Consider the following 7,126-nt stretch of genomic DNA (forward strand, 5'->3'; position numbering starts at 1 on the left):
TATGTAAAGATTATATTAACTGTTATTGTTTTGTTGAGGGCGTTTAATTACACGAAAAAACCTATCCAAATAATTGGATAGGTAATGATAATTATTCTTCACTATTTGTATTGTCGTAATACGGAGAACGTTGTATTTTCTTTCTAATCCATAATATGAAGAACCCAAATCCGATAATAATCCCGAGGTAACCATATAATGGATAGAATATATTAATGAGTTCAACGAATCCGATGCGAGTAAATAAGAACGCAACGACCATTAAAACACTAAGTAGTACGACATATTTTTTACTTTTAGCTTCAGTGAATCTAACGAGTACTGCATACATAAGTGCCACTACCGTATTGTAAATAAGTACGATAATCACGATAGAGTAGATAGATCCAAATAGTGGATGCACTGCGTTTGCTACGACGAGTGCTGGAATATCTCTCGTGACTGCAATATCCATATTTAATAGTAATCCACCATTTAATAAAAGCATTAAAATCAGAACGAATAGTCCACCGAGTAATGAACCTCTTTTAACGACTTCGTATAGTCTCGTATCTGATCCCATAATCGTAATAAAACTATATCCAACGCCATACATCAGTCCAGCGTATACTGCTGCATCAATCCACCAAACATTCCAAGGTGGAACTGTAGAGTCCGCATATTTCGCACCTTCTACTAATGAAAGATCAGCATTTATAAATGCAAAAATTGTCATAAAGATAACCATAATTAAAAGAATTGGTGTTGCGATACCGAGTAATTGTATGATTTTATCAAAATCTAACATCAGTGTAACAGACACTAATATAATCATAACAATCGATCCAACCCATACTGGCATACCGAAGCTTTCGTTTAAGTTACTACCGCCACCTGCGATCATGACAAAACATGTTACATACATAAAGAATATAAGTGCGTAATCTAAAAATGTTCCAAAATATTTACCGAATAATTTTATGAGTGGTAACTCATGTGACTCAACGTCATATAAATAACCAACTTTTGCTGATTGTCTAAATACAAAAGTAACCATTAAAACTGCAAGTACTATTCCTGCGAAACTCATTATTCCATCATTAGTAAAGAACTGCATGATTTCTTGACCAGTCGCAAATCCAGCACCGATGACGATACCACAATATGCGAACGCGAACTTTAAAAGTTCTTTAATATTCAATGTATCATCTCCCTTTTATACATACAATTTTCGATTATACAGAACTTAGATTATATGTAAAGTGAGATATTACACTATTGATAAAATAAAACAACCATAATTTACATAGTGTAATATTTCTCTGAAATTAGAAAAATGATAGCGCATTAATGTCAAATAAAAAAGATAAACATTTAAAATAATGTTTATTTCGGTTGGTAGATAATATGATGAAAGATCCGACTAAAGTAAGAGAATTTTTACTTTTTTGAAAGTGAGGTTGCTGCAATTATCTATGCTTTACTCATTGGACTAACATAAAACTCAAAATATGTTTCAATGCAAGGGATTAACAATCCAAGTATAATCTATCAACAAATTTTAGAAGTTGGTCAAAATACAGGAAAGATACCAAATGTAGTGTATGCAGTAGATAATGATGAAGCAGGATTAAAATTTAATCAAGATAAAATTGAAAATAATTTAGTTCACCGTGAACACGGAGAAATGCCGATATATTTTGCTGTGCCACCTAAAAAAGAAAATGTGAAAGATTGGAATGATGAACTAGTAAGAAGAAATGGACACCCTTATGAACAACATGAACGTAATATTCCGCTATCTAAACAACAATATTTACAGAATTATAGACATAGAGAAAGTAGTAGAGAATTATATTAGTTTAAAAGTGAAGTGCTTATAATTAATTTTTTATAAAAGAAGGTAAAGAGATGATAAAAATCTTTATAATTTGATTATTCTTAAAGTAAGGGTTTACATTATTATTAAGATAATATATTATTAATTATGAAAGAGGTGATACTTATGAAAAAAGTAGATTTAAAAGAAATTTTATTTAATGTAGAAGCAAAAACATCATCATCTTCAGAGTTAGATTTCTCAGAAATGGCAGCGCATACAGGGAGTGGTCCAGGGTCTTCGACACCATCTTGTGGACCACCGATAAAAACACGACCTTAAAATTTATAGAGGGTATTTTAATACCCTCTATTGTATTTAGAAAAGAGAGGGAATTATATGATCCAATCTCATGTTTTACGAACATCATCAATATCGAGTCAGAATCTTGATGTAAAATATTTATTGAAATTAGCAAATATGTCTTCGAATAAGGAACGAAAAATTGATTTTTTACATACTATAAATGAATATCCATCAATTATGAATTTAATAAAATATTCTAGTGAATCATTATATAATGTATTGAAAAATGAAGTTGAAAATATAAATGATAAAAAATTAGATAACGTTATTACTTCTGTGTATAAATATTTGTTAAGATACAGCACTAGGCCTACTCCTAATGGTTACTTTGGTATAAGTACTTTAATAAATATTAATAATGAGGATAGCTATAATAAAATAAAATTGATAGATAAAAAGTTTCATATAGAAATATCAGGGAGAGTTATCTTTTCTCTCTATAATTTTATAATAAAAAATTTAGAGTTTTTTCAGAGTCTTAAGATAAATAAAAATAAAATATTGAATATTAGTAATCAAAATTATAGTTTGCCTATTAGAGGAGAAAATCCTAAAGCTAATGAGGATGACTATATTATTTATAATAGAAATAAAGTCATTGATGACATTTTAAATAAATGTAATATGGAAAATTCTGTAGCTGTGGAAGATATAGTAAATATTCTTATGAATAACTTTTCTTTAAAGAAAGAAGAGAGTATATATGTAATAAAAAATTTATTGCATAGTAGAATACTAGTTTTACAAATATATCCAGAACAACTAGATATTCCGAACTTTCAAAGAATGGTAAACCATCTTAAGTTGGCTAATGAAGAATTTACAGAAAGAATCGAATATTTTAGAATAAATGAAATAATCAAAGATTTATTAAACGAATATAATGAAGAAAAATTCTATTATTTAAGAAATTATATTAAAGAAAAAATTAATATCGATAAAGGTGTATTTATAAATACTGAGGCTATATTTAATTTTCCATCTATTAATTTAAATATTTCTAATATAGAAAAATTGGTAAATTTGCTTAAAGATATAGAAAATCTTCCGTCTATGGAGAATGTACTTTTAAATGAATATAGAAATAAATTTTTAGATAAATATGGATATAATATTGCAATTAATATAAATGAATTATTTGATGAAATCGATGGTTTAGGTAGTCCATTTCGATTAAATAAAATCTCTAAAAGCTCTTTGAATATAAAGGAACAATTTGAAAAAGAGTTACGATTACAATTACAAAAAAATAAAGATGATGAAACTATTTATATTACCGATGAGCTAATTAAAAGATTATCATCAGTTAAGACATCAATAAATGAATGCTCTAGAAAATCTTTAGGATTAGATATTAATTATAAAGTATTTTCATCTCAAGATGATTATTTTAACATTATGTTGCAATCGACTCCTATAACATATTCACCTTATTGCTACAGAGGTAGATTTAATTTTTTAAATAAAGATACAGAATATATAGATGGTATTACAAAATTAAAATATATTTCTCACAATAGTGATCTGTGGGAAGTTCAAGCAAGTTATCAATCAACAAAAAACGAAATAAATATAAACGAAAATATATACATCTCATTAAATGAAGATGGTAGATTTATAATTTTAGATGAAAATAAAAGAAGTTTATCTGTTAGCACATTTAATATGACAAACTTAAATATGAAATCGGATCAGGAGCTTTATTAGTTTATTTTAGCTATTGCTTTAACAATAGGTTTGTAGGAGATGAAATATTTGGCTTTTAGTAAAACATTTATTTTTTATTACATTAGACTTTTTAAAAAAGAGAATTTTGTTATGCTATGTATTATAGCACTTGGATCATTGACTTTAACTGCTTGGGGCATTTCTAGTTCTTATGCACTAACAAGTTTAGCAAATTATGAAGTAAAAAAGTTCTACATGTGGATATTAATCATGATAGTCTCTCTTATTATTTGGTCTCTTCAGATTCATTTAGATTCATGGTATTATACAAAAGTTGTTCAGAAAATGAATACTCAGATACGTATTGATATTGCAGAACATTTAGGAAATATTGAATATCAAGATTTTCATCAAAAGAGTAGTGGAGAGTATACCTCTTGGATGACAAATGATATTAATATGATTAATGATTATGGGTATGCAACTTTACAAATGATTATTACTCAAATTTTTACGATAACTTTTAGTAGTATCGCTCTTTTTTCATTTCATTTCAGTTTAAACATAGCGGTATTTTTCTTTGCTATTATTATGATTATCACACCCAAATTTTTTAGTAAATCAATGAATAGAAAAATTAATGAAGTATCAAATGCCAATGAAAAATTCACAAATTATTCTAATGATATATTCGATAAATACGATTTGTATTATAGTACAAATAATGAAAAAATACTCGTTGAAAAATTTGAAAAAGAATCATTAAAATTGGCGAATAAAAAAATATCTTTAGCCACTTTAACTGGATATATGTATGGTACTAATAATTTTGTTAGTTTAATAAGTCAAGTGGCTATTTTACTAGTTGCTGCATTGTTATTTTTTAAAAATATCGCTCCAATTGGTACGATTACAGCAGCACAATATTTTTCTGCAACTATTTTTACTAGTTTGATGGGGATTAGTTCAAACTATGTAGAGTTAAAAACAACGCAACCAATATTTGAGAAGTTTTTCAAAAGTAAGAGAAGAGTAAATAATAAGGAAGAACTATTAACTATTTCACAAGGCATTGAATTTTCAAATGTTAGCTTTAAATATGATGATGAAGTTGTGCTTGATAATGTGAATTTAAAATTTGAGCCTGGTAAAAAGTATGCGTTAGTAGGGCCATCTGGATCGGGAAAATCAACGATTTTGAAGCTGTTGATGGGATTCATAAATGATTATGATGGCGCAATAACAGTTGATGGAAAAGATGTAAAAACATTTTCAAAAGATTCCTGGGTGAATAAATTTACATACCTTGAACAAAAATCTCCGATTATAGTTGGCACATTATTAGAGAATATTGATATTTCAAACGCTAATAACCAAATAGATATTGCTAATTTGATGGATAAAGTTGGATTAAGTGAATGGACAATAGATAAGGATGTCTCGAATTATATCATTAATGAAAATGTTTTATCTGGTGGACAAAAACAGAAAATTGCATATGCGAGATCTTTAATTAGAGATACAGAGATTATATTATTTGATGAAGGCACATCCGCTTTAGATAGAGAAAGTGCTTCTATTATAGAGGAAGATATTTTAAATAGTAATAAAACAGTGATAATAATATCGCATCACTTAACAGATGACATAAAAAGCAGATTAGATACTATTTATTACTTGTAAAATAGTTTAAAGTGCATTATGGGACGTAAAATTTATTAGTAAGAAGATGGTGAATATATGGATTACGGTATTCGTGAATATTCGAATAAAAATGATTTAGATATAAATAAAGTCGGAAGAGTTATTGTAAAGTATGGTCATTACTATGATATATACTTAAATAATAATATATATAGAAAAGTAATGGCAGTAAACCAAATTTCTAGCGATCAAGTATTCGTTGGGGATTTTGTTCATGTTGTGAATTTAGATGATGAACACTATATTGTAGAAGTATTAAAGCGTAGAAATGTGGTTTCTAAAGAAGCAAGTACAACAATGAAGTCGTATCATGATAAAAGTAAAGAGCAAATACTAGCAACTAATGTTGACAACGTGTTTATACTTATTGCAGCAGATCAAAAGTTTACAATTGGTAAATTAGAAAGATATATTTTAACTTTTAAAAAGAAAGATATTCATTTAAATATTGTTATCACTAAAGCAGATTATAGAGATAAGACAGAAAGTATTCGTAAAGAAATAAATAAGTTTTATCCAGAATTAAATATCTTTTTATTGTCTAATTTTAATGCTGATAATATTGAAGACTTTAAACAATTAATTCAGAAAAATTCAATTTCTATTTTATTAGGAGCTTCAGGAGTAGGAAAGTCAACGTTATTTAATAATTTATTCAGTCAAGACAATCAACACACGCAATCAGTGCGTACGGATGGGAAAGGTAAACATACTACAACACATACTCAAATGCTATATAATGATTTGTTAAATGCATATATCATAGATACTCCAGGTTTTAAGACAATTAATGCGATACATTCTGTAGATGAGTCCATTCTTTTTTCTGACATTATAAAGTTATCTAAATACTGTAAATTTAGAGATTGTACACATTCACATGAACCCGGTTGTGCTGTAAAGAAAGCAATAAATGAAGGCGATATTAGCGAAGATTACTATGAACGATATTTAGAAAATAAAAGAATTATCGACGGACAGATACGTCATCAAAAACAAAAAGAAAGGAAGCATAAATAATGTTTATGCTTCCTTTCTTTTTGAGGTCTATCTTAGATTTTTAAAGTTAGTTTTATATTATTCTTTTTCTAATTAAAGGCATATGACCTTTTAATAAATGAATTTTATTACTCATTAGACGGTTATTTTTTATTGTTTTAAAGTTCATTTACTCAGTATAATTATATATGTACAAATACTATTTATGTTATTGTTTTTTGTCTATAAAATTAAGTTTCTACCATACGTTAGAAGGAGCACTTGATCATTTATTAGTAGATGATGAGTTTAAATTATTAGAAACAGATATTAACATGATGACACAAACAATTAATGAATTTTATATAGGCGATTTAAAAGAGTTAATGATTTATAACTATTACTAAAGCAAGGCGCTCTATAGAGTGCTATCAGAATGTAGACGAACCGTTTTCAGAATTTAAAATAGGTTCGTCTTTTCTAAGCTTACATATAAGTTGTAAAAAAGCTGTAAACGTCATCTCATATGAGACTTTGTCTACAGCTTGAGATAAACATTGAAAACAATGTTTATTTCAGTTGGTAGATAATATGATGAAAGATCCGACTAAA

Annotated in this window: 6 protein-coding genes and 1 pseudogene; 6 read left to right on the forward strand and 1 reads right to left on the reverse strand. The window is 27.4% G+C overall.

All coding sequences use genetic code 11. The annotated features are described in order from the left end of the window. Positions 1–91 precede the first annotated feature (91 nt). Complete coding sequence (locus tag HMPREF3177_RS06405; protein ID WP_070457809.1) at positions 92–1,180, reverse strand: YkvI family membrane protein; 1,089 nt, start codon at positions 1,178–1,180, stop codon at positions 92–94. Positions 1,181–1,495: 315 nt separating this feature from the next. Between HMPREF3177_RS06405 and HMPREF3177_RS06410 the strand changes: the two are divergent. The 6 genes and pseudogenes from HMPREF3177_RS06410 to HMPREF3177_RS08515 all read left to right on the forward strand — a co-directional run. Then, positions 1,496–1,840, forward strand: a pseudogene (locus HMPREF3177_RS06410) (hypothetical protein); the annotation flags it as partial. A 144-nt stretch (positions 1,841–1,984) separates the two neighbouring features. Then, a complete protein-coding gene (locus HMPREF3177_RS08510; protein WP_168161315.1) occupies positions 1,985–2,140 on the forward strand; it encodes a hypothetical protein in 156 nt (51 codons plus the stop codon). Between the two features lie 57 nt (positions 2,141–2,197). Next, complete coding sequence (locus HMPREF3177_RS06415) at positions 2,198–3,871, forward strand: lantibiotic dehydratase (RefSeq protein WP_070457812.1); 1,674 nt, start codon at positions 2,198–2,200, stop codon at positions 3,869–3,871. A 48-nt stretch (positions 3,872–3,919) separates the two neighbouring features. Beyond that, a complete protein-coding gene (locus HMPREF3177_RS06420) occupies positions 3,920–5,515 on the forward strand; it encodes an ABC transporter ATP-binding protein (RefSeq protein WP_070457814.1) in 1,596 nt (531 codons plus the stop codon). A gap of 57 nt (positions 5,516–5,572) precedes the next feature. Then, entirely contained in the window at positions 5,573–6,556 is a 984-nt protein-coding gene (rsgA, locus tag HMPREF3177_RS06425; protein WP_070457817.1) for a ribosome small subunit-dependent GTPase A, read from the forward strand. A 197-nt stretch (positions 6,557–6,753) separates the two neighbouring features. Continuing rightward, positions 6,754–6,921: a hypothetical protein gene (locus HMPREF3177_RS08515; RefSeq protein WP_168161316.1), complete on the forward strand. Its 168-nt coding sequence runs from the start codon at positions 6,754–6,756 to the stop codon at positions 6,919–6,921. Positions 6,922–7,126: the final 205 nt, after the last annotated feature.

The organism is Nosocomiicoccus sp. HMSC09A07 (assembly GCF_001808485.1).
In the GTDB taxonomy this organism is placed as follows: Bacteria; Bacillota; Bacilli; order Staphylococcales; family Salinicoccaceae; genus Nosocomiicoccus; species Nosocomiicoccus ampullae_A.

Bases quoted from the DNA above. Each gene is read 5' to 3' on its own strand.
- HMPREF3177_RS08510 (WP_168161315.1), top strand. From the start codon at position 1,985: ATGAAAAAAGTAGATTTAAAAGAAATTTTATTTAATGTAGAAGCAAAA.
- HMPREF3177_RS06415 (WP_070457812.1), top strand. From the start codon at position 2,198: ATGATCCAATCTCATGTTTTACGAACATCATCAATATCGAGTCAGAAT.
- rsgA (WP_070457817.1), top strand. From the start codon at position 5,573: ATGGATTACGGTATTCGTGAATATTCGAATAAAAATGATTTAGATATA.